The sequence below is a fragment of the Oleiphilus sp. HI0066 genome, assembly GCF_001635725.1.
This window is the reverse complement of the sequence record NZ_LWFH01001516.1, coordinates 1-1,192: the sequence shown is the minus strand read 5'-3', so window position 1 is coordinate 1,192 and position 1,192 is coordinate 1. Positions and strand designations below refer to the sequence as shown.

General features: G+C 46.6%; 1 protein-coding gene. It reads left to right on the top strand.

The features are described 5' to 3' along the window. On the top strand, positions 1 to 1,192 hold a 1,192-nt coding region (locus tag A3738_RS23610; RefSeq protein WP_156504453.1), incomplete at both ends, for a malate synthase G.

Here is a 1,192-nt window from a genome sequence, read left to right as displayed (position 1 = left end):
ACGCACGTGGTGTTCTTGATACAGCGGCACCATTGGCTTCTGGGTCACACGTTGGTAGCACTAAGTACGCAATTGAAGGCGGCAAGCTTGTTGTGTCTTTGGCTGACGGTTCAACAACTGGCCTAGCACAAGAAGAGAAGTTCGTTGGTTACACAGGTGATGTTGCGGCGCCGACTTCTATCCTTATTAAGAACAACGGTCTTCACATTGAAATCTTGATCGATGCAGACAGTCCAATTGGTTCAACTGACGCTGCTGGCGTTAAAGACCTAACTATGGAAGCTGCACTAACTACCATCATGGACTGCGAAGACTCAGTAGCAGCTGTTGATGCAGAAGACAAAGTTACTACATACGGCAACTGGTTAGGCCTTATGAAAGGTGACCTTGCTGAAGAAGTTTCTAAAGGCGGCAAAACCTTCACGCGTGTTATGAACAAAGACCGTGAATTCACGGGCACTGATGGCAATACGTTCTCATTGAAAGGTCGCTCAATGCTATTCGTTCGTAACGTTGGTCACTTGATGACTAACCCAGCGATTCTTCTTGAAGACGGCAACGAAATTCCAGAAGGCATCATGGACGGCGTGATCACAACCTTGATCGCTATTCACGATTTGAAAGGCAACAGCCCATTCCAGAATTCAACAACTGGTTCTGTAAACATCGTTAAGCCTAAGATGCACGGTCCAGAAGAAGTTGCATTCGCAAACGAATTGTTTGGCCGTGTTGAAGATGCACTTGGTCTACCACGCTTCACAATGAAGATGGGTATCATGGACGAAGAGCGTCGTACCACTGTTAACTTGAAAGAGTGTATCCGCTCTGCGAAAGACCGTGTTGTATTCATCAACACTGGCTTCCTAGATCGTACTGGTGACGAGATCCACACTTCAATGCTTGCTGGTGCATTCGTACCAAAAACAACTATGAAGCAACAAACATGGATTGGTGCATACGAAGACTGGAACGTAGATACAGGTCTTGAAACATCACTACAAGGTCGTGCGCAAATCGGTAAAGGCATGTGGCCTATCCCTGATGAGCTTGGCATGATGATGGAACAAAAAGTAGGTCACCCTAAAGCGGGTGCAAACACTGCTTGGGTTCCTTCACCAACAGCTGCAGCCCTTCACGCAATTCACTACCATCAAGTAGATGTATTTGCGGTACAAAACGAGCTTAAGTCTCG